This is a genomic window from Duganella sp. AC237, from assembly GCF_979254035.1.
In genome coordinates this window covers 6,241,749-6,262,214 of record NZ_CEEDEW010000003.1, presented here as the reverse complement: position 1 = coordinate 6,262,214, position 20,466 = coordinate 6,241,749, and the positions used below count along the sequence as shown (strand labels likewise).

Annotated in this window: 13 protein-coding genes and 1 tRNA gene; 2 read left to right on the top strand and 12 right to left on the bottom strand. The window is 57.8% G+C overall.

Annotated elements, in window-relative coordinates:
• The first annotated feature begins 441 nt into the window (after positions 1–441).
• Positions 442–2,445, top strand: a complete 2,004-nt coding sequence (locus AC0IYS_RS27705) for a DUF262 domain-containing protein (protein WP_471708187.1) — start codon at positions 442–444, stop codon at positions 2,443–2,445.
• 88 nt (positions 2,446–2,533) lie between these two features.
• On the opposite strand, the gene AC0IYS_RS27700 is transcribed toward AC0IYS_RS27705, so the two are convergent.
• The 11 genes from AC0IYS_RS27700 to AC0IYS_RS27650 form a co-directional block, all read right to left on the bottom strand.
• The gene (locus AC0IYS_RS27700) at positions 2,534–3,577 is read right to left on the bottom strand and encodes an IS481 family transposase (protein WP_471708186.1); all 1,044 of its coding nucleotides are present in this window, start codon (positions 3,575–3,577) and stop codon (positions 2,534–2,536) included.
• A 215-nt stretch (positions 3,578–3,792) separates the two neighbouring features.
• Positions 3,793–4,578: an IS21-like element helper ATPase IstB gene (istB, locus tag AC0IYS_RS27695; RefSeq protein WP_471703272.1), complete on the bottom strand. Its 786-nt coding sequence runs from the start codon at positions 4,576–4,578 to the stop codon at positions 3,793–3,795.
• Complete coding sequence (istA, locus tag AC0IYS_RS27690) at positions 4,575–5,654, bottom strand: IS21 family transposase (RefSeq protein WP_471703273.1); 1,080 nt, start codon at positions 5,652–5,654, stop codon at positions 4,575–4,577. The genes istB and istA overlap by 4 nt, the downstream gene beginning before the upstream one ends.
• Before the next feature lie 442 nt (positions 5,655–6,096).
• Complete coding sequence (locus AC0IYS_RS27685) at positions 6,097–6,948, bottom strand: hypothetical protein (protein WP_471708185.1); 852 nt, start codon at positions 6,946–6,948, stop codon at positions 6,097–6,099.
• A complete protein-coding gene (locus AC0IYS_RS27680) occupies positions 6,945–8,735 on the bottom strand; it encodes an AAA family ATPase (protein WP_471708184.1) in 1,791 nt (596 codons plus the stop codon). Before AC0IYS_RS27680 ends, AC0IYS_RS27685 begins: the two co-directional genes overlap by 4 nt.
• 1 nt (position 8,736) lies before the next feature.
• Positions 8,737–10,758, bottom strand: a complete 2,022-nt coding sequence (locus tag AC0IYS_RS27675) for a restriction endonuclease subunit S (RefSeq protein WP_471708183.1) — start codon at positions 10,756–10,758, stop codon at positions 8,737–8,739.
• Positions 10,758–12,575, bottom strand: a complete 1,818-nt coding sequence (locus AC0IYS_RS27670; RefSeq protein WP_471708182.1) for a class I SAM-dependent DNA methyltransferase — start codon at positions 12,573–12,575, stop codon at positions 10,758–10,760. Before AC0IYS_RS27670 ends, AC0IYS_RS27675 begins: the two co-directional genes overlap by 1 nt.
• Positions 12,572–15,004, bottom strand: coding sequence for an EcoAI/FtnUII family type I restriction enzme subunit R (gene hsdR, locus AC0IYS_RS27665; protein WP_471708181.1), 2,433 nt, complete (start codon positions 15,002–15,004; stop codon positions 12,572–12,574). The genes AC0IYS_RS27670 and hsdR overlap by 4 nt, the downstream gene beginning before the upstream one ends.
• A 15-nt stretch (positions 15,005–15,019) precedes the next feature.
• On the bottom strand, positions 15,020–15,241 hold the full coding sequence (locus AC0IYS_RS27660) for a helix-turn-helix domain-containing protein (protein WP_471708180.1): 222 nt from the start codon (positions 15,239–15,241) through the stop codon (positions 15,020–15,022).
• 338 nt (positions 15,242–15,579) lie between these two features.
• Positions 15,580–15,655 (bottom strand) — tRNA-Phe (locus tag AC0IYS_RS27655).
• Complete coding sequence (locus AC0IYS_RS27650; protein WP_471708179.1) at positions 15,621–17,882, bottom strand: family 1 glycosylhydrolase; 2,262 nt, start codon at positions 17,880–17,882, stop codon at positions 15,621–15,623. The genes AC0IYS_RS27655 and AC0IYS_RS27650 overlap by 35 nt, the downstream gene beginning before the upstream one ends.
• A 157-nt stretch (positions 17,883–18,039) precedes the next feature.
• Between AC0IYS_RS27650 and AC0IYS_RS27645 the strand changes: the two genes are divergently transcribed.
• Positions 18,040–19,452, top strand: coding sequence for a M20/M25/M40 family metallo-hydrolase (locus tag AC0IYS_RS27645; RefSeq protein ID WP_471708178.1), 1,413 nt, complete (start codon positions 18,040–18,042; stop codon positions 19,450–19,452).
• A 3-nt stretch (positions 19,453–19,455) separates the two neighbouring features.
• On the opposite strand, the gene AC0IYS_RS27640 is transcribed toward AC0IYS_RS27645, so the two are convergent.
• Positions 19,456–20,454: a DUF3616 domain-containing protein gene (locus AC0IYS_RS27640; protein WP_471708177.1), complete on the bottom strand. Its 999-nt coding sequence runs from the start codon at positions 20,452–20,454 to the stop codon at positions 19,456–19,458.
• Positions 20,455–20,466 lie beyond the last annotated feature (12 nt).

Genomic DNA, 20,466 nt, shown 5'->3' with positions numbered 1-20,466 from the left:
TCAGCCCAAATACGCCACATGGATTTTACGTCACCGGCCGGCCGGACGGTGCGAGAAATAGAAGGGAGCGGTCTCTTGGTCGGGGTGAGGGCAGACGTACACGCCCTTATTTACGCTTGACCGTACCATATTGGTAGGTATCCTACTTATGGGCTAATTTTTTCATGGACGTAAAAAAGAATTACGGGTTGATGCGCGTAACTCTATGATTCTATTGCTTATTCTTGGTAGCTTAGGGCGAAATCGAACGACCGAAACAAGGATTTTCAGTCTTGATGTCTGAAGAGATACCAGGTAAGGAATGCGTACCAAGGTCGCCCTGTCTAATCATCATGGTTACATTCATCGTGAAATGTTTTTCAGAGTAAAATCACCTGAAGTTTGCAGCTCCCTTGCAACCTTTGCCTTTGACTGTATTGACATAGAAATTGGTGGCCCAGCATGATTCGTAATTTGACAGAACTTCACCCGGCTCCTGCGGACGAGTCGGCTTTCGGTGCCCAATTGATGTGTTTGCCACAAATCTTTCAAAATCGGTTATTTACCGTACCAGACTATCAACGGGCATATGCGTGGGACGATAGGCAAGTTGAAGAACTGCTGAAAGACCTGAACCACTTAATGGCCGACAGTGCGGCTCATCGCCATTACGCCGGTACGCTGGTAGTAAGCCGGATAGACCCGTCGAATAGCGAGGCCGACTATCACGTAGTGGATGGCCAGCAGCGACTTACTACCTTAATTACTCTCTTGCGGGTACTGGCGGAGCATCTGCCGGCCAGCGATCGCGCAGACTTCGACTCGTTGTACCTGCGCAGGGGGCCGGTCGGTGCGGATCGTTCGGTTTTGAGGCTCAACTCGGATACCCGGCAGTTTTTCGAGCGTGTAATCATGGGTGGGGGCAACGCGAATAATGAACCGATGTATCTTGAGGCGCACGACCGCTTATTAAAAGCGAGGAAGTTGATTGCAAAATGGATGCAAGAACGGCTCGATGCAGGTACGGCTGCGGATAGTCTGCGTAGAGTGATCGAGCATAAACTTGGCTTTCTGGTGTATGCGCCAAGAGAAAATGCCGAAACTGGCATCATGTTCGAGGTGATCAATAACCGTGGAAAACCGCTCAGCGAGCTGGAGAAGGTTAAGAATTACCTCATCTATTGTTGCGTCAAGCTAGGCGCTCCTACTTTGCGCGAAAGCATTGATGAGAACTGGTCGTCTATTTTGCGCGATTTAAACGCTGCCAAGAAGACCAGTCCCAACGATGAAAGCGCCTTCCTGCGCTATTGTATGGTGGTGCATTTCAGGCTCAATAAGACTGATAGTCAATATGGTTACGACGAACTGAAAAAGCGAATAATTTTAGATGGCGTTATGAAAGACGACGTTGAGAGCAAAGCAGAGGTGCAGGAAATTGCCACATTTTTGAATTTTATGAAACTTGCGGCTCTTTGGTATGCCCGTTTATATGGTCGGCAGCACTCTGGTGTCCCCAACGGCCTGATTCCGATATTAGATCAGATCCGCAGCCAGGACAGGCATGCGTCGATTATGCCGATCTTCTTGGCGCTAGTAATTCGCCATGAAGGACAGGGACTCCCACTTCAGTGCTTGTTAGAGCTCCTGGAGCGGATGAATTTCCGTGTCTATATGGCGCGTGGCATGACTGTACGAAATGACACGGGACAGGGTGGGCTCTATGGCTACGCTGCAGCGTATTACCACGGTGACCTTTTAGCCGGTATTCCGGTGGAGGAGCGCAAGCTTAAGAAGCAGGTGCTACAGGATGACCAGCAGGCCTTGGAATACAGATTGGTAGAATTCGCGCTCGCGTACTGTCCCGATAGTAAGTTGGAAAATTCATTGAAACTGGAGCAGGATTCCAGAGACGATTTCTATAATTGGGGTGGGTTGCGATACTTCTTAATGAACTACGAGCAGGCGTTGCAGCCACATAAGACGATTCAGATTGATAAGATAACCTTATCTCGTAAGGAAGGTAAGTCAGCAGATTATCTTTCAGTCGAGCATGTATGGGCAGTCGAAAACCGGAACGTGCAAGGGGAGAATAACAGAGCGATCGATGGGTTCGAAAAGCGCAGGCTTGGTAATTTCGTCCTACTTGAGTTGCGCCTTAACATTCAGGCCAGCAATGCGAGCTTGGAAGAGAAGCTGGCCCATTATATGGGTAAGGACGAGGAGCCTCAGACGGATTTGCAGCAGGTTAGAAAGATGGTGAGGGACGCGGAATCAGTTCTGAAGGAAATGAAAGACGCGACGCGTAGCAAGAATTATTATCTCAAGCTTCATGGGAAAATAAACGATTATGCTGAGGAGCGGCTGACCAAGTTCGCTCTAAAGCGATGGAGTCTGAAGGATTATCTTGGCTTTTCCGAAATCAAGAAACGAGCGGACTCGGGTTGGGAAGATGAAGGGGACGTATGATGTCAGCTAGCCGGCAGCTGTAATGTGTAGTAAACGCGACCTGATCTGACAGCTACCCGGTTTGAAGCCTGCGACTGTCAGGTCAAATTCAGCTATTCAATGTGGTGATTTTATCGTGCCACACCTCCTTTCCGTCAATTAGTGTTTGCACCGGCGTCCGGCCACAGCACATCTTGCCCTGGTGCGTCCGCTCATTGTTGTAGTAGGCGATCCAGTCGTCCAGGTCGACCTGGAGTTCTTCGATGCTGCGATAGATTTTCCGACGGAACGCCACTTGGTAGAACTCCTGCAAGATCGTCTTGTGGAAGCGCTCGCAAATGCCATTGGTTTGCGGGTGCCTTACCTTGGTCTTCGTGTGCTCGATGTCGTTTAGCGCCAGATACAGTTGATAGTCGTGCGACTCGGCCTTGCCACAAAACTCCGTACCACGATCGGTCAGCACGCGGATGACACCCATTCCGTGTTCTTCCATGAATGGAAGAACACGGTCGTTGAGGAGGTCGGCCGCTGTGATCGGTGTCTTCGTGTTGTACAGCTTGGCTGCAGCCCACTTGGAATAAGTGTCAACGTAGGTCTGCTGGTAGATGCGGCCGGCACCCTTAATCGTGCCGACGTAAAACGTGTCCTGGCTTCCAAGGTAGCCGGGATGGGCAGTCTCGATTTCGCCATGGGCGACGTCGTCGTCCTGCTTGTGTTCAAGCGCAACGACCTGGGCTTCGGTCAGCACTTCGCCGGTCGCTGCCACATGGGCTTCGAGCGCTTTCAGGCGCTTCTTGAACGACTCCAGATCGCGCCGAAGCCAAACCGAGCGCACACCAGACGGAGAAATGAAGATCCCACGCTTGCGCAGCTCGTTGGACGCACGAACCTGCCCGAAGGCCGGCTGCTCCAGCGAGAAGGCTGCAACGGCGGTTTCCGTGGCTTCTTCGACGCGGTTCTTGAGGTTGGGTTTCTTACGATTCGCGTCGATCAAGGCGTCGACTCCGCCGGCCTCGACGGCCGACTGGTAGCGATAAAAAGTGTCGCGGGAAAAGCCCATCACCTTGCAGGCGCGGGAGACGTTGCCAAGCCCGGTTGCCAGATTTAACAGACCGACCTTGTGTTTGATGACGCTTTGAGGAACACTGCTCATGGGGTTACTCCTTGGCGCTTACGCGCTGGTTTAATAAAGATTCGCACCTCTATCAAACCGGGTAACCCCACCCTTGGCAAGGCCTTACTGTCAGATCAAGTCGGAACTGTCAACAGCGATTGAAAACTGATACAGTTTTGGCGCTCGCAGCGATTTAAAACTGATACACCTCCTTCACCAGCACGCGCTGGATTTTTCCTCTTTTCGTAGCCCGGTCAAGCAGCCTGGTCGCCCCTGATACTCTGCACAATTCCTGCTTGTCGCTGATGCTTCAGCCGGTAACTTTCGCCAGCTATGGGCACGATATGGGCGTGGTGCAGCAAGCGGTCCAGCAGCGCTGCCGTCAGCGTTGCGTCCTGCGCAAACGTCGCGTCCCATTGCCCGAACGGCAGATTGCTTGTCACGATCAGGCTGCCTTTTTCGTACAGCGCCGCGATCACCTGGAAGAACAGGTTGGCTTGTTCGCGGTTCATCGGCAGGTAGCCGATTTCGTCAATAATCAGCAGCCTGTACGTCTTGATGGCCCGGTGCATCACCGTCTTCAAGCTGTTTTGCGCGTGCGCCGTCGTTAGCGTCAGGAGCAAATCGGACGCCGTCATGAAGCGCGTCTTGATGCCGGCCTGCGTGGCCTTGTACCCCAACGCCATCGCCAGGTGTGTCTTGCCAACGCCGCTGGGGCCGACGAGCACCACGTTTTCGTTGCGCTCGATGAAGCCCAATCCGGCCAGTTCCTCGACCTGGCTGCGCTTGACGCCCTTGGCGAAGTCGTAGTTGAACTGCTCCAGCGTTTTGATCGCCGGGAAGCCGGCCAAGCGCGTCATCATGCTCTGCTTGCGCACCGTCCGTCCCGCCATTTCCTCGCGCAGCAGTCCCTCCAGGAAGTCGCTGTAGGCTATCTCGTCCTTGGCCGCCTGCTGGGCCGCTGCGCCGTAGCCCTGTGCGACAAAAGACAGCTTGAGCGCTTCGCACATCTGGGCGATCCGTTCATATTGCAGGTTCATGCCGCCACCCCTTGCTTGACGTTCATCAGCAACTGCTCATAGACCGCCAACGGGTGCTGCGCCGGCGCTGCTTCGGCGATCCGCTCGGCCACGATGGCAGGTCGCGGTAGCGGCGTCTCCGGTTCGGCCAGCTGCGGCCGCGCGGCGGCCACGTCGCCACGCCACGGCGGCGCCAGTTGCTGCAAGTGCGGCACTTCCAACGCCATCCGCACCACCGGCTGCTCCTGCGTCGTGCCGTGCACCCGCGCGTTGGCCACCTCGCGCAGCCACCGCGCCACCTCGGCGTTCGCCGTCACGACGTCGAGCTGCAAACCGCTCTGGGCAAGGCGGCTCGCCAACGGCACGTAAAACGAACGGCGCAGGTAGCCGTTGAAGCGCTCGACCTTGCCCTTGGTTTTGGCCCGGTACGGCTGGCACAGCTTGATGATGAAGCCGCTGTGCTTGGCAAAGTCCAGGAACCCGGCATGGTAGCGGTGCTGGCCGTCGCCGTACACGTCGCGCTCGATCACCACCGTCTTCATGTTGTCGTACAGGACCTTGCGCGGCACGCCGCCGAACGCGGCAAAGGCGCGCTCGTGGCAACCGATCAGCGTGGCCACCTTCATGTCGCTGACGAATTCGACGTAGCTGGCGCGGCTGTAGCCCATCGTGGCGCAGAACGCGTGCAGCGGCGCGCTGCCTTTGCGGAACTCGACCCAGTCGACCTGCAACTGCTCGCCCATCGCCGTCTCGAAGCGCACCTCGGGCTCGACCGGCAGCGCCGGACGCAACGAGCGCATGAACGTACGCAACTGGCTGAGACCACCTTGGTAGCCACGCTCGACAATCTCGCGGTGCAAGACGCTGGCCGGTATCCAATTCGGCTGCGCTGCCGTCTGGCGCTCGCGCAGATAGCTCTCGTGCGCCGCCAGCTTCGTAGGGCGCTTGACCTTGCGCTCGTACTTCGGGACTGCCTCTAGTGCCAAGTGCCGCCGCACCGTGTTCACCGCGCAGCCCACCTCGGCGGCGATGCGCCGCAGACTCAACCCATGCTTACTCAATAACTGAATTTCCACGTATACCTCGTTGGGTTTCAAGGCCGCTCCGCAAAGCAGCCATCATCTCAAAACGGTGTATCAGTTTTCAATCGCTGCTTGTATCAGTTTACAACCGCTGCTGACAGGAACTACTACAGATGATGCCAAATTTCAGACGATTCATGATTGCCTTTTTTTTCGATGGAATGAAAAAGCCCGAAGGCCTGTATAGGGCTTCGGGCTTTGGTTGAGTTCAACCAATAAAATCATATATTCGGGAAAGCGCGGTCGATACCGGGCAGGTCCCGACTGTGACGGTTAGCTGCCTATTCCAACGCGGGGATTTTCATTCCTGCCAATAAGCGGCTTCTTCTTGCTTTCGTTTGGCGTCGCTAGCCCTTTCTTCCGTGAGTCGGCATTCCACTCGGGCATACGCATCATTTGTTTCGTAGAGCAGGAGCCCACTAGGCAGGCGGGCTTGAATTTCGGTCATATCACTGCCTTATCCCACCAGGCGCGAAAGTTGCGAATTGTTGCGCAAGCGGACGCACCATTTCGCGACAGCCGAAAGTTCGGCATCCGCCTTGGTGAGGCAGACTATTTCGCGCGCTGCTGCCTTTAGTCGCTCTCGTGCCGCACCAGAAGTTCGTGACTCTGAGAGTGCCTGCAGATACTTGTTGATTAGCTTCGTAGTGTTCTGCCAAACCTTCCGGCGCTCCTCAGCCAACGCTTGGTGCTCAGTGAGTTTCAGCCGCTCCACTGTCCGCTTCACCCGCACGTATTCCCAGCGTGTAATCCCTGGTGCAGGAATGGCTTTGCCTTCTTCGTCAAACGCCAGCAGCGTGACGTCATAGGCATTCGTCGGATCGAGAAAGTGAGGAACTTCATCCCCTTCGCAACGACGGATGTACGTCGAACATTGAGATCCATATCGGAGCGGAAACCAAACCCCCTTTTTTCGATTGGGTACCGTTCCGGCGATACGGAAGTTCATGAAGTCGAAAGCCAGCCACCAATAGCCGTCTCGCTCGGGTCCCTTGACATTGCGAGCAGTCTTCTTTGGGCGGAAGTGTTCAACATCCAAATGCGATGCAATGTCCCGAGCTTCGGTGAACCAGCACTTGCCGCCAGATAAGGCCAGCAACCAAGGTTTCAGCTTTCCCCAATGGTCGCTACGCTTGTCGATCAGTTCATTGCGCTCTTTGATCTGCCCTGCTGCATTGAGCTTCGCAAGTGCTGCAACCAAGCTTGATGTCTCAGCCAGCCATGCATCCCAATCTGCTTGGGACCAGCGAATATGAGCAGGCAGGCTTGCATCGGTGGGAAGTTTGTTTTCAAGATCGATGAAAATCACTCGCCATCCTCCTCACCCAGGATTTCGTCGATGACTGAGTCGGCGATAGCGTCCTGCTCGGCTTGCTCCTCGGGCGTCAGAACGGGTTTTCGGAAGCGGCGGTGTTGCGCCATTTTGCGTACGAATAATGCGTAATCAGGGTCACGAAAATCAGCGGTTGAAAAACCAAGATCGGCTAACTCGGCAGACAGGCGGCTCAACTCGGCATCTTCCTCCGGCGAGCGCGGCGCTTTCACAAACAACTCATTGCGCCTGAATAGTCGACGCTCGGTTTCGATATCCAGCGTGGACGACAAGCCGAAGAGCTCGCTTTTCAGCAGGCCGGTCACACCCATGCCTTGCGGGTGTTCATCCGGAGTATCCACCACCGTGCGATTGCCATCGCGACGTAGGATATGCACCTGCTCGCGCTTGAGGCTGCCCACCATCATGGGGTCGTGGGTGGTGATTAGGATCTGAGATTGCCCGGCTGATGTATCAAAGGAGCCTGTATCAAATGTGCCACTGTCGAATCCACCGTCGTGGATATCTCCTAACACGCCTTCAATGTCATCGAAATATCGCAGCTTCCAAATCGGGTTCAGGTGGGTGTCTGGCTCATCGAGCAAGAACAGGCAATGATTTTCGCGGGTAATGCGCATTAGGCCCAGCACGGTCAGCATTTGCAGCTCGCCTTCGGACAGCAGGGTGAAAATCACTTTGCCACCATGTTCGTCGCGCTTCTTGACGGTGATGCGCACTTCGTCGATCAGGTCGCCGATATAAGCGCCTTCGGCATAGCGGAAGAAACTGTCGGTGCCACCCACCAACTCTCCCAGCTGTTTGAGCTTGTTCTGGTTCGGCACAAACAAGTAAAGCTGCTTCTGCTTCTCGCTGCGGCCACGGAAGTCTATTTGTTTGGTCGCTTCCTGCTCGATCGGTGCCCAGGCCACTTGCCAAAGCTTGTCGAGAAACTCGCTCACCACATTCCCTCGGGCATACCAGAAGCGCGGGTCGCCCTCGTTCAGTTCCTGCTCGTCGAATTTTCCGCTACGACGTTTTTCCCGCAGGCGGTGCGGTTCTTTCAACACAAACAGCGCAGATTCCAGCGATTCAATGTGCAGGTTCTTCAGCACCTTTTGGAACACCGGGTCATCGGACAGCAAACAGGCCAGCAGAACTAACTGGCTGTGCCCGCCACGGCAATAGAACAGGCGGCGCAAGCGGTCGTCGCCCGCTTGCTTCAGCCGCGACTCGCGACGGCGTTTGGCCTCTTCCACTGCACGGATATCAGTCTCAGAGCCCGTGAAGTTCTCCAACAGTCGCTCGGATAACACCTCGTCGGTGGTGATTTCCTGGCGCTGATTGAAACGGCGCTGATGCTCCTGAAATAAGGCCTCGATACGCTCATTGCGGCCGGAGTAATAGGCAAAAATGTGTGCGGGCAGCAGCTCGCGGTTCTTAAGCAAATAGCCCTGCGATTCGACTTTGTCGTCCACCCACACAAAGGGTCGTTTCTGTTTGCGGGTCTCCGCCTCAATACGCACCACGTGGCCACGAATGCTGTATTCCAACGTGTAATCAAATGCCGCTTCGCGGTCCAAATCCACATCGCGGAAGATCGTGATCAGCGCTTCGATCAGGTTGGACTTGCCGGCGCCGTTCTGACCAATCAGCGCATGGCTGCGAATCGGCTTGGACTGCGCACCTGCTGGCGCGCCCGCCGCAAGCTGCAAGTGTGAATCGAAAGCAATGTCAAGGTCGCGTAGATTGCGAAAGGCCGGGATGAGGATGCGCTGCAGTTGCATATCAGGCGCTCACCGCATTGGTTGGCTGCTCGCGCATTTCGGCAACAGTAGGCTCCAGAATCCAACCATGGGCCACTTCGGTTTTGAGCTGCGCGTAAAACGCGTCGATTTCGCCACCGAAACGTTGCCACAAATCTTTGGCGCTCATTTCTCCGTTGTGTCGAGCCAAGATAGTGGCCAGTGCAGCTTGGGCCTTGATATCGGGTGCGCTACCCAAGCGCACTGGGGCAATTAGTTCGGTTTGTGGGGTTTTCATGAGTTCCTCTTCTTGTTCGATGGCGATGCCGGTGAGGCTGGACATGGCGCTGGCAGAAAGATTGGCTGCAATGCGCTGCTTTCGGGAAAGTTGATCCGCGTAGTGGTCGCATATGCGAAAAAGCTCGTTAACTATGGTGACAATTTGTTCTTGCTCGGCCTTGGGAGGAACCGGAATAGCCAGATCTTCGACGCCACCTACCCGCAGATGTTTGACGGTCATGCCAATGGCAACTTCGATCATTCTGGCTTGAAAACTTGGGCTCTGAATTACGCATAGGAGAAAGCGATTACTGAATAACTCGGGAAAGAGTCGGATCAGCATTGAGCGTTGTCCGAGGCACACTTTTTCGCCGTCAGGGACAATGGCAGCCTCTCCCATCGGGGCCTCACGCGTGAAGAAGATGTCGCCTCCTTTCGGCGGCATACGCCTAGCCCAATAGGCATAAGTTTCTTCTGTAATCTTCCTTGTACTGGACAAATCCATCCGGCCATTACGAATGTCAGTCGTACGAACGAGATGGATGCCTTCGCTGACGTATGGCGCGGTCTTATTGTGACAATCAACAACGGCTTGTGACACTTGCAGCAGTGACGCCCAGGCCCAATGTTCGGGTATTACGGCGTCGGGAATAGGTACTTGTTGAGTACGGAGCTTCTTCAGCATCGCCAATGCTTCTTTTTGCTCCTGCTCCACTGACTCCCTTGACCATTCAACGCGCTTCGCTGCAATTACTTCGAGCAAACCGGAACCAGTTTCAGCGTGACGATGTTTGATGTTCAGTAACTTGCCAGACACGGCTAAATCAAGAATCAAACCCTTGAACGCAATAACATCCTCTCCCGCATGAAACAGGCACTCGAAGTTGTTGGACAAGCGTGCCCAAGTGGTTTGCAATTCAAGCGGGCTGGTAGCGCTGGCGATGGCTTGTAGGGTGGATTGGCGCAGGTTGTTTTGCAGTTTGCGGCGGGCCTGTTGCTGTGCCGCAAGCGCGTCACACAAGGCCATCAGCTCATCAACTTTAGCGACAATGCGGATTTGTTCCTCCTTCGGAGGAATCGGCGTTGGGATTGGCCGCATTCCGCTGAGTGAAATATTTGCAATATTTGTTGTCTGGCTAGCAGTGGCGCGCATCCTCGTCTGCATGTATGGGCTGCGCAGCACGAGATAGAGGTAGTTAGGCTCCAGGACGTGCGGACGCACCGCAGCGATGAATCCACCGAACGTCGCACGCTCTTTGACTTCTCTCACTAGCGCCACTTTGCCAACGAGTTCATAGCTATTTGCCATTGAGATCATGGTGTCGCCCTTTTCGACCCATTGATCTTCCCTGCCAACCATTTCCGGTTCGATGAAAATCAAATCATCCCAGTCTATTTCAGCCTGAACATTGCTAGTGCGGAGACAAGCTACCGTGCCGGAAGATCGACTAGTCTGCTTTCGAGACGATGGAAATGTGACGCCTCGGACAATTTCACAAACGTTACCTAAACGTTCAAAGGCCCAGTTTTTCGGGATGGAGAACAGAAGCTCAGAATCTTCAATCTCAGGCTGCGGCGTTGATCTGCGAAGTTTCCCAGCGCTAACCAGTTCCGTGCGAAATCTGTTAATTTCCAAGAGCAGAGCTCGGGCATTGGTAGCATTCTCGGATGTAGCTATCAGATCGCCCCTAATAGCCAATTGAAGAATTAGTTCCCGCAACCGCGCCACGCCGCCCGGCGCGTTCGCAATATGCCCAAACTCGGCCAAAAACTGCTGCGCGTCCATCAGGCGTCCTCGCCGACAAAGTGATGCGCCAATGCAGTGGCCAGTTCACTTTTGAGCTGGTTTTCGGTTTCTTCGATTTCGCCCAGCAGCTTTTTGTATTTCTCTAGCAGCACATCCGGATCGTGGGTTTCCTCTTCCGGTGCGTTGGGGTTCTTAATGTCTAGGTTAAAGATCGGCCAGTAGATACGGTCGCCCGCCGCCTGGGCATCACGTGCTTGCAGGCGCAGCGGTTCAGCTTTGGTGCGCAGTTCGATAATCCGTGTGTCGATTTTTTCGCGATAGGTGGCATTGGTAGTGCCAACCAGGCTCTTGCGCAGATCAGCGGCCTCGCCTTCCAGTGCGGTCGCCTGATTGTTCAGGTCTTCGGCGCGTTGCCAGTGTGGTTTTGCGGCGGCATCGGCTTGCTCGCGTTTAGTTTTGAAATCGACTTTCCAGGCGAATTTGTTTTCGATACGATCGGAAAAGTCGTTGGCTTCACTGCCCCACCATTCCTGCTCTTGCTTGAACTCTTCAAGGCGGATGGGCTTGGTTTTGGAGTAGCTCTTGTAGCTCGCCGGGTAAGGGTGTTCGTAAAACCAAATGGTATCGGTGTGGAAGTGCTCGGTGCCGTCGCCCACCGTTGTGCCTTTTGTGAAGAACAGCAGGTTGGTTTTGATGGTGGTGTACGGTGCGAACACACCCTTGGGCAGGCGGATGATGGTGTGCAGCTTGCAGTCGCGCAGCAACAGTTCTTTCAAAGTGCCCTTGATGCCATCACCGAACAAAAATCCATCGGGCAGCACCACGGCAGCGCGGCCGTTTTCTTTCAGCAGCTTCTTAATGATGAGCGCCATGAACATGTCTGCGGTTTCGCGGGTGCGCAGATTGGTTGGGTAGTCACTGCCGACGCCATCATCTTCATATCCACCAAACGGCGGGTTGGTGATGATGCAGTCGACCTTGTCGTTAGCGCTCCATTCGTTCCAGCCGATGCCGAGGGTGTTGCGGTGCTCGATCTGGCTCGGTACGTCGATGCCGTGCAACAGCATGTTGGTGGTGCACAGTAAATGAGGCAGCTGCTTTTTCTCGATGCCGTGGATCAGCTCTTCAATGGCGCGCTTATCTTCAGCGCTGGATTTGGTACTGAGTTGGTTGCGGAAGTGGTCGATAGCGGCTGTTAAGAAACCGCCAGTGCCGCAGGCCGGGTCCATCACGGTTTCGCGCTTGTCCAAGCGCGGGTTAACTTGGGTTGCCATGAAGGCGGTGATTGCGCGTGGGGTGTAGAACTCACCGGCGTTGCCTGCGCCCCGCAGGTCGTTAAGCATTTGCTCATACACATCGCCCAGGCTGGCGCGCGTTTTGAAGTCGTGGAAGTTGATGGCATCTTCCAGCTTTTCGATCACGGCCAGCATCTGTGGGCCGGATTTCATGTAGTTGTTCGCGTCCTCAAAAACCTGTTTGATGACCTTGTGCTGCGGGCTTTGGCTTGCGTCGATCTGGTCTTTGAGCGTTGGGAATAGTTCGTTGTTGACGAAACTGACCAGCTCGCTGCCCGCGATTTGCGGTTTCTTCTTGCCTTCGGCATCCGCCTTGTAGGCCGCCCAGTTGCGCCAGCGGAAGCGCTCGGGCAAAGGCGATTGATAGGCAGCGTTGTCGTCTTCCCATTCTTCCTCGCGCTGGTCGAATACTTTGAGGAAGAGCATCCAGGTAAGCTGGCCGAGGCGTTGGGCATCACCGTCGACGCCATCGTCCTTGCGCATGATGTCCTGGATGGATTTTATAGTGCTGCTTAGATTCATTGAATTCTTCTCGTATTGTTCGGCTTGAGCGATGCTCAAGCCTGCTTCTGTTCAGGTAGATCGTAGAGCGCTTTTTCAAGCTCGTGTACAGCTTGGGTGTATTGTTCGACGCTGCCGAAGATGCCGCGCCGGATTTGGGTTTTGCTGCCGAATTGATCAAACGGCGGTAGTTCTAGCACTTTGGCGTCTTCAATGTCTTGAACGCCGTGGTCGGCGAACTTGTCTAGCAGGGCTTCAAGCACGGCGCGGGCTTGCTCGCCGTATTTGCCGAACACATCACGCTTTTTGACGTTGTTGGCGCGCTCGCGGCGGGTGAGCGGTTTCTGGTCGAAGGCCACGTGGGCGACAAGATCGAAGGCATCGAGTTCGCTGCCGTTGGCCACGGCCTGCTGCAATATTTCGAGCGGCACGCCGTGCTCGGCGAGTTCTTCCAGTACAGCCTGCTTGCGCTCAGCACTATTCCAACGGCGCAGGAAATCGACCATAGTGCCGAACTCGGCTTGCAGCGCTTTCTTGATGTCATCCTTAAGCAAAACGCGGTAGTCCTCAGTAATGAGCTTGCCGTCGGCATCCAGGTATTGTGAGCGCTCAACAGCCACGCGCACGTTGACGTCGTCGATCACGTATTTGGTGCGGACGTCGCCGCCACCTCCACCGCCAGTATTGCCACCGTCGTCTTCGCCACCGTTCGCGCGAGGGCCATACGGTGGCGGCTCAGGTTCGCTAACACCCGGTGGGTTCGTGTCTTCTGGAGGCACCACAGGTTCATCTGGCTTGGGTTCGTAGATCACCACCGGTTCGCCATCGAAATCAGGATCGGCGAAAAGGCGCGTGGCTCCTTTGAAGTCCATGATGCTGAAGTACAGCTTTTGATAATCCTCACGCAGGCGCGTGCCACGGCCAATGATCTGCTTAAATTCAGTCATCGAGTTGATGTTTTGGTCTAACACGATGAGCTTGCAAGTCTTGGCATCGACCCCAGTGGTCAGCAGCTTGGAGGTGGTGGCAATTACTGGGTACGGCTCGTCGTTGTCAATGAAGTAGGAGAGCTGCGCCTTGCCTTCATTGTCGTCGCCGGTGATGCGCATCACGTAGCGGCGATTGCTGGCGGCGGCGGGGATGAGCTTCACCAACTCTTGCCGCATGCGTTCTGCATGGTCCTGATCGTCGCAAAAGACGATGGTTTTGGCCAGCGGGTCGGTAGCTTGGAGGTATTCCCAAACCTTGCTGGCGACGAGCTTGGTGCGCTTTTCCAACACCAGGCTGCGGTCGAAATCCTTGGTGTTGTACTGGCGTTGCTCAATCGTCTGGCCAAGTTTGTCGACCTTGCCTTTTTCGGGTGTGTAGCCCACGGCATCGACATCGGTCGCGATGCGAATGACCTTGTAGGGGGCGAGGAAGCCGTCTTCGATGCCTTGTTTGAGCGAATAGGTGTAAATAGGATCGCCAAAGTAAGTGGCGTTGCTGACTTCTTTGGTCTCTTTCGGTGTGGCTGTCAGGCCAATGTGTGTGGCGCTGCTGAAGTATTCGAGTACGTCGCGCCAGGCAGAATTATCTGCTGCACTGCCTCGGTGGCACTCATCGACGACAACCAGATCGAAGAAATCTGCTGGGAACTGTTTGTAGACTTGCTTCCATTCTTCGTTGCCGGTGACTGCCTGATAAAGGGCCAGGTAGATCTCGTAGTTCTTCTTGATTTCACGATTGCTGACCTTATGCATTACCTCGCCGAAGGGGGCGAAGTCTTGCTGCATGGTTTGGTCGACGAGGATGTTGCGGTCGGCCAAAAACAAAATGCGCTTTTTTGCCTTGGCTTTCCACATACGCCAGATGATCTGGAAGGCGGTGTAAGTCTTGCCGGTGCCAGTGGCCATGACCAACAGCACACGTTGCTGACCTTTGGCGATAGCTTCGACGGACCGGTTAATAGCCACGCGCTGGTAGTAGCGCGGCTCACGGCCACTACCGTCAGTGTAGAACGGTTGCTCGATGAGTTTGACGGCTTCGGGTGCCGCCAGACCTTTCCACTGTTGGTAAAGCGGCCAAAGATAGTCCAATGACGGAAATTCGCTGAGCTGTAACTCTCGCTCGACAGGTTGAGTGATGCCCGTGCGGTCGTGAATCAGGAAGCCATCGCCATTGCTGCTGATGGCAAAGGGGGCATCCAACATTTCGGCATAGGCCAAGGCCTGCTGCATGCCATGCCCCACGGAGAACTTGGCTTGCTTGGCCTCGACTACCGCAATTGGAATATTCGGTCTGGCGTAGAGCACAAAATCGGCACGCTTGGGGCCGCCTTTGGCATCTGGATTCTTGATACGTGCAGCTAGCTTGCCTCGCACCATGACACGACCGTCGGTGAGATTTACTTCCTCGCGAAACTGATGCTGCTGCCAGCCCGCCTGCACAATGGCAGGGGTAATGAACTTGGTGCAGATATCGCGCTCACTGAGCTGGTATTTGTCCATGCCGTGCACTCCCTGTTACTGATGCTCTTTTTCTTCGTCAGCGCCACCCACCCGTACCCAGTCATCCACCTCAGACACCTGGAACTTCCACAACCGTCCGACGCGGTGTGCGGGTAGGCCCTTGCGGTCAATCCAGCGGTAGATTGAATCTCGCGTCACGCCCAGATGCTGGGCAATCTGTTCGACAGACACCCAAGGCTCAGAAGTCATGGTTGCATTTCGACATAATGGGTTCAAGTCGTATTAAGTCGATTTAAATAGTAAAGATTGTATTTTATCACCGTGACGTGCGGTAATCGAGTGTTCGATGTGATGGTGCTATCTATTGCTTGGCTTGGTCGTCGCCTTGGCATTGCGCAAGGTAATGTCGGAAATCTCGCGTTTCGGGGCAACATTTGGAAGGGGGCCATCCTAGAAATCGGCGATATACGAGGTCGGTTGAGAGAAAAGGCGGGGGGATTGAGGGCGAATTTTGATGTGGTCCGCAATCCGGAAATAGACCGGACACAAGGACTGTGGATGCCGTAAACAAAAACGCCAACCCGTATGGGTTGGCGTTTCGTGAGGTATGTTCTTGGTGGCCCGGGGCGGAATCGAACCACCGACACAAGGATTTTCAATCCTCTGCTCTACCAACTGAGCTACCAGGCCAAGGCGCGCTATTGTAGCAGTCCTGCCTGGATTCGCCAAGCCCCCCGTCCAGCGCCGCCAGATAGCGCCCCAGCGCGTCGTCCAGCGGCGGCATCAGCTGGCCCCGTTCGCTGCCCAGCGCACTGAACAGCGGTTGGACGGCGCCCATGTCCAGCGCGGTGGCGGGCCGCGCCAGTAGCCGCTCGGTCGACACCCCGGCCAAGGCGGCTGCCCGCTGCGCCAGTTCCGCCCAGCTCAACGCGCTGCCGCTGCTCAGATGCCAGATACCGGCCTCGCCGTCGATCAGCAGGTCGAGGCAGGTGTCGACCAGGTCCGGCACGTACGTCGGCGAGACGATCAGGTCGCTCGCGGCGGTGAACGGCTGGCCGGCCGCCAAGGTCCGTAGCGCCCGCGTGACGAAATTGTGCCGGTCCCACGGGCCGAAGAAGGCGCTGGTACGCACCATCAGCGCGCGCGGGTGGACCGCCAGCACGCGCTGCTCGGCCTCGGCCTTGCTCTGGCCGTATACGTTGAGCGGGGCGACCGGGTCGCTTTCCACGTACGGGCTGCCCTTGCTGCCGTCGAACACCAGGTCGCTGGAAAAACTCAGCAGCTCGATCGCGTGGCGGGCGCAGGCGGTCGCCAGGATCACCGGCCCCTGGGCGTTTTCGCGCAGGCAGCGTTCGGCGTCCTGCTCGGCCCGCTGCACGCGGACATAGCCGCCGGCGTTGACGATGGCCCACGGCCGGTAGCGGCGGATGGCGGCGTCCACCGAGGCGGGGTCGGCGATGTCCATTTCCTGCCGCGTGAGCACGTGGCAGGCCAGGTGGCGCTCGGCGCACAGGCGGGCGAAGGCGCCGCCCAGGGTGCCGCTGGCGCCGCTGATGAGGATCGGCCGTCCCGGCTCGGCGGGCGTGACCAGTTCCGCCACCACCGCCGGCCCGAACGGCATCGGCGGACACACCAGGCGCTGCGGCCGGCGCCACCAGCCCAGCCCCTGCAGCACCGGGCTCGACGGTGTGCGCCCGGTCGCCAGCTCGCGCATCAAGGTGGCTAGCGCGGTCGGCCTCGGTTCGGGGCCGCGCAGGTCGTAGGGGCCATTTTCGTAATAGCCCTTGCGCTCAGTGACCAGGCAGTTCCAGTCGAACGAGCCGAGCAGCGACCAGACGGTGACGGCGCGCATGTCGACGCCGTCCCGTCGCACTTGCTGCGCGGCCTGCCAGATCTCCAGCAGCCAGCGCAGCTGGTCTTCGCGGTTGGCGTCGATATGGGCCTCGGTGACGGCCAGCGGCAGGCCGTAGCGCTCCCACGCCTCCTGCAGCAGCGGGCCGATGCCGGGTCGCGGCGTTTCCAGCACGCGGGCGGCGACGACGTCGGCGTAGCCGTCCGGGCCGACGTCCTGCGGCGGGTAGTGCTCGGCCCGATGGTCGAGCCAGCGCTCGCTGGTGATGTAGTAATTGATGCCGAGGACGTCCGGCGGGCATTGGTTGTCCCGGAACCATTGCAGCTCGTCTGCGGAGGCGCCGCTTTCCCGCAGATAGTCCCACAGTGCGTGCTCCGGTCCGACCATGCCGCACAGCAGGTCCCACGGCAGCCAGCGGCGCTCGTTGTAGAACTCGGCCTGCCATGCCATCTCCGGCGTGCTGTAGGTTTTGCCGAGGTCGTCGGTCTGGATCAGCCGGGCGCGCGGGTTGACGGCGCGGATCGCCTGCATCGCCAGCACCGTGCCCTTGCATTGGTTCAGCAGCGCACGCACGAAGGCGCGGTCGCTGCGTTCGTGCGGATACCACAGCCCGTACAGGGCGCAGAAGCGCGCGGTGGTGCACGGTTCGTTGACGGGCGTGTAGTGCTCAAGCCACGGATAGCGGCGGGCGACGGCGCCGGCGTAGGCGGCCAGCTTCTCCGGGAAGGCCGGATCGAGCAGGCTGGTGTCGCGCGGGCCGCTGCCGTGGTGGACCAGGCCGGCGATGGGAGCGATGCCGAGGCTGCGCAGCGCCGGCAGGCGCTCGTCCGTCCACGACCAGTCGGCCTTGTCGAGACCGTCCGGCGCGACCAGCTCCCACAGCACCGGATAGCGCAGGGCGGTGATGCCGAGCGACGCGAAGCGGTCGAGGTCGCTAATTCTGGCGTCGTGGCCGTTTTGTTCCATCTGGCTGAAGTAGTTGTCGCGTACCCGGTTGACGGTCGCTTCCAGGCCTCCCCATAACTCCAGGTGTCCGGACGGAGGCGCGTTGTTGGTGGTAGTCATAGCGTTGGTGAATAGTCGAACTGACAACAAGTATGGACAAGAAAATCGCACCTCGGCGCAGCCTTGAACGTCGGATACTTTTCTTGACACTAGTAATGTCGGGGTATAAATTTCATTGCTGAGCTATCTATTTTGCAATCCACTGGACGGGAGCGGTATGAGACGAGCGGCATGGTTGTTGGCGACGGCGGGATTAGCAATCACGGTAACGGGTGCGGCGCAGGCGGCGGAGCTGTCGACGGTGCAAAAGCAACTGCGCGAGATTTATCAGGAGCTGGTCGAGACCAACACCACGGACTCGGTCGGCTCATGCACCGTGGCCGTGACGAAGGTGGCCAAGCGCCTCAAGGCGGCCGGCTACAAGGACGCCGATCTGCGCATCGTCGTGCCGCCGGGCGGGCCGGCCAAGGGCAACCTGGTCGCGCGCCTGAAGGGCGACGGCAGCGCCAGGCCCTTGCTGTTGCTGGCCCACGTCGACGTGGTCGAGGCCAAGCGCGAGGACTGGACCCGCGATCCGTTCAAGCTGGTCGAAGAGGATGGCATGTTTTACGCGCGCGGCGCCTCCGACGACAAGGCGATGGCGGCGGCCTTCGTCGCCAACATGATCCGCTACAAAAAGGAAAAGCCGGCCTTCAAGCGCGACCTGGTCATGGCGCTGACCTGCGACGAGGAGAAGGTGCCGAGCAAATTCGACGGCGTCGAATACCTGCTCACGCACCACCGCCCGTTGATCGACGCCGAGCTGGCGCTCAACGAGGGCGGTGGCGGCATGCTGGACAAGGACGGCACGCCGGTCCGTCACGGCATCCAGGCCGGCGAGAAGGTGTATCAGAGCTTCCAGCTGGAGGTCACCAATCCGGGCGGCCACAGCTCGGCGCCGTACCGCGACAACGCCATCTACCATTTGGCCGACGGCTTGTCGCGCCTGGGACAATTCTCGTTCCCGTTCAAGCTGTCCAACGTCACGCGCGCTTACTATGAACGCATGTCGACCATCGAGAAGGGCCAGGTCGGCGCCGACATGAAGGCGATCCTGAGCGATCCGCCCGACGCGGCGGCGCTGGAGCGCCTGTACGCGGTGCATCCGGGCCACAATTCCACCGTGCGCACCACCTGCGTCGCGACCCGGGTCGACGCCGGCCACGCCGACAACGCCTTGCCACAGCGCGCCCGTGCAACCGTCAATTGCCGCATCCTGCCGGGCGAGCCGATCGACGAGGTGCAGGCCACCCTGCAGCGCGTGCTGGCCGACGATAAGATCAAGATCACCCGCATCGGCGAAGGCGTGGCCAGTCCGATGCCGCCGCTGACGCCTGCCCTGATGAAGGCGGTCGAGGAGATCAGCAACGACATGTGGCCGGGCGTGCCCGTGATACCGACGATGGCGACCGGCGGCACCGACGGCCGCTTCCTCAACAACGCCGGCATCTGGACCTATGGCGTCAGCGGCATGTTCCACGGGCCGGAGGGCTCGGGCGCGCATGGCCTCAATGAGCATATCCGCGTCAAGTCGCTGTACGACGGCCAGGAATACCTGTACCGCCTGGCCAAGCGGCTGGCCACGGAGTAGCGTTTAGAGGCTGACGGTGACGCTGCGGAACTTGCGCTTTTCCGGCGGCGCCTCCTTGCACGGCACGCCGCCGGTCTTTTCGTCGCCGTCGTCGCTCAACAGCTGGAACGATTTGCCGTCGGCCAGCGAGAACAGGCCTTCGGGCCTCAGGCCTTTGCCGATGCTGGTCGCCAGCGCGGTTGGCAGCGTGCCGGCCGACCACTTGTAAAGTTTGAAGACGCCCTCGGAATCCTGCGGCCCGGCGACGATCAGAAACGCCTTGAGCTTGTCGGCGTAGTCGATGCTGCGGATGCCCAGGCCGTCGAGCGCCAGTTCGATGGGCGGCCCGAACACCGGCGCCTTGGCCGCCGCGCCGATCGCCAGCACCTCGTTCGGATTTTTCAATGTCAGTATCAGCGCCTTGCCGTCGACCACGGGGCTGCGCAGGCCGATCAAGAGATAGCCCTCGGGCGTCGCCGCCAGGCCTTCGATATTCAGGCCGCCGTCATCCTCGGGCGAGATTTGCGCCGCTTCGTGCAGCCGGTATTTTTCGAACGGCCGATACCCGGCGATGGCGTCGAGCAGGTCGGTGAAGGGTTTGCCGGCGACCGTCAAAGTCAGGTCGTCGCCCTTGCCGCCGATGTCGGTGGCGAAGAGCTGGCGCCGTTCCGGCCGCGCGCGCGCCTTCTTGTTGGCGCCGTGCGAGGCGATCCAGTAGATCCGGCGGCCGATCAGGGCCGCGCCTTCGATGTCGGCCTCGCGCTGCTTGTCGCCTTGTTTCGCGCCGGGGACGCGCAGCTGGTCCGACAGGTCGAAGGTTTGTACCGGCGCGCCGGAGCGGTCGCTGCGATAGATGCGCAGGATGTTGTCCTCGTCGTTGGCGACGACGAAATGTTCGTCGTCGACGGCGATGCCGGCCGAAGCGTCGCACATGCCATAGTGTTCCAGCGGCGCCTTGGCCGACGCGCCGGGCAGGGCCAGCAGGCCGGCCAGCGCGAAGGCGACTTTTTTGGGGTTGACCATCTGATTCTCCTG